2 protein-coding genes are annotated in these 2708 nt (G+C 47.2%); both read left to right on the top strand.

All coding sequences use genetic code 11. The annotated features are described in order from the left end of the window. On the top strand, positions 1-921 hold a 921-nt coding region (locus ACTXGO_RS12170; RefSeq protein ID WP_443574736.1), incomplete at its 5' end, for an FAD-dependent oxidoreductase. A gap of 452 nt (positions 922-1373) precedes the next feature. After that, on the top strand, positions 1374-2573 hold the full coding sequence (locus ACTXGO_RS12175; RefSeq protein WP_435950101.1) for a serine hydrolase domain-containing protein: 1200 nt from the start codon (positions 1374-1376) through the stop codon (positions 2571-2573). The last annotated feature ends 135 nt before the right edge of the window (positions 2574-2708 follow it).

The following is a 2708-nucleotide window of genomic DNA, read 5'->3' on the forward strand; positions in this document are numbered from 1 at the left end:
GCGCACGTCGCAGCGCTGCGCGGTCATGACGTCACGCTCTTTGAAGCGCGTGATATTTTGGGCGGTCAGTTCAACTACGCTAAAGTCATCCCAGGTAAAGAAGAATTCTTTGAGACTATTCGCTACTACATCAATGAGCTTGAGCACTTAGGCGTTGAGATTAAACTTAATACCCAAGTCGACAAAGCCATGCTCAGCGATGGTAAATTCCAACACGTCGTTGTTGCCACAGGCGTGGTGCCTAAGAGCCTAGAAGGTAAGCTTGAAGGTGCAGACCTGCCGCAAGTGATCAGCTATGCCGAATTATTATCCGGTGAAAAATCTGTCGGCGATACCGTTGCGGTCATTGGTGCTGGCGGCGTCGGCTTCGATGTGAGCGAATACCTCACTGCACGTCACGGTCAGCCGCTAGATGAGCTAGGACCTGAGACGCTCAAAGATCCAAGCTATCGCCCCGAGCCACAATCTGTTGAGGAGTGGCGCGAAGAATGGGGCGTTACCTCTGATATGAACTATCAAACAGATGGCGGCTTAATCAAACCTGAAGGCATCACCCCGATTCGCCAAGTGTATCTGATGCAGCGCAGCAAAGGCCGCTTAGGTGCTGGTCTCAACAAAACGACTGGCTGGGTGCATCGCGCACACATCAAATCGCACGGCGTCATCCAAGTCTCAGGCGTGCAATACGACAAAATCACCAATGAGGGCATTTGGGTCACTAACGACCAAGGTCAAAGCCAGTTGCTACGTGTTGATAGCGTCGTCGTCTGCGCCGGTCAAGAGTCTGTCGCTGAGCTAATGCCAAACGTTGGCGATGCGCCAGACGCGCAATATCATTTGATTGGTGGCGCAAAATTAGCAGCAGAACTCGATGCCAAACGCGCCATTCGTGATGGGGCAGAGGTTGCGGTGCAGATATAGGTTTGGTTTAAAATCTTAGGGTAAGTTAATAGACGGTAGGGGAGCAATTTCCTGCTGTCTGTTTGTATCTGTCTTGCTGATGGCGTGCGGACTAAACTGCGAGAGGATACCTTTAAGAATTCCCCTTTAAGGGAATTCTCCTTGCTAGCCTAAAATTGTGTACAATTTTTTTACGGCTCTCACATCAGGGCTAGCGGTAAGATTTGTTTTCTTGCAGATATTGGTCGTGGTCATAGGGTACGTCCAGCGCATCATAAAATTATGTGTAGGCTGGGTTTTTGACCCAGCATTTTGACTTTGCAAAGTTTCAAAGCTGGGCTAAAAACCCAGCCTACACTCTAAGCTCACCATTCAAAAATCCACCTCCCAAAACACTCCATTCATGCTAGATTAAATCCTATCAATGATACTCAATCGTACTCATCATTCACGCCATAAAAAAGGATTTGAACATGGCTGTGTTAAAGACTCTGTTTAAATGGATTGTGTTACCTATCTTAGCGCTGCTTATTATTATCAGTTTAGGTCTAGTAGTGACAGGCAATGGCTATATCTTCCGCGGCTTACAGCTCACTTATCTTAAAGGTGAAGCCACTGCCAATATCGATGATTATATTGATTTTGATAATCGTACGATTCGCGCCAAAGACGCTATCGCTTGGGAAAAAGATCCAAGCTTTGAGCAAGTCAAACTCACGCCAACCTTACAAAACGCCTTAGATACCGACGAAACGGTGGCCTTTGCAATTATCAAAGACGGCAAGCTAGTGTACGAAAACTACTGGCAAGGTTACGATGCCAATTCGCACACCAATAGCTTTTCGATGGCAAAAACTGTCACCACTATGCTCTATCTCAAAGCCGTAGAAGACGGCTATATTGGCAGCGTCGATGAGCCGATTACTAGGTGGTTGCCGGAATACGCAGATAGCGAATACGCGCAGAATTGTACCCTTGCAGATTTCTCAGCGATGACCTCAGGTTATGATTGGACCGAGGATTATTACTTCCCCATTAACCCGACGGCTGAATCTTATTACGGTCATGACTTGGTCAAGCAAATGGTCAATCGTGATTTTGTTGAGCCATGCGGTGGTCAATTTGAATACTCCTCCGGCGATACGCAAATGCTGGGGATTGCATTATCAAGGGCGTTAGAACCGCACGGTTATACTATTTCTAGTTACTTGGAAGAGAAGTTTTGGCAACCTTTAGGCATGCAAGGCGACGCCTACTGGTCGCTTGATGGCGCTGCGAATATCGAAAAGGTCTATTGCTGCCTCAATGCCAGTGCGCTTGATTTTGCCAAATTTGGGCAATTACTAGTGAACGGTGGCGAGTGGCAGGGCGAGCAATTACTCACCAAAGAGCATATAGATTTTATGATTACGCCCAATAAAGATGCCTTTCCTGACGGTTATGCGCCAATCTACGGACATTCAGTATGGACGGATATGGACAGTCCGATACCTTATTATGCGATGCTGGGACATTTAGGCCAGCGCGTGCTCGTGCTCCCAGAGGAGAACGCGATTATCGTTAGATTAGGGAAGCAAAAGGGCTTGCCCACGCCAGTTGAAGGGTTCAATTTGGAGCCAGATTTGGGTCAGTATGTCACTGAGGTTAAAGCCGTTTTGGATGGCTTAGAATAAAATAGTAGCGGTTGTAAGACTGTACCTTGTTTATAACCGCAAAACCTAAACTTCCATCTCATCAAGCAACCACTCAGAAACATCATCAACTTGCGCGGCTAATTCAGCATGTGCTTGGGCTAGCTCAGCAAGCTT

Source organism: Psychrobacter sp. T6-1 (genome assembly GCF_052258445.1).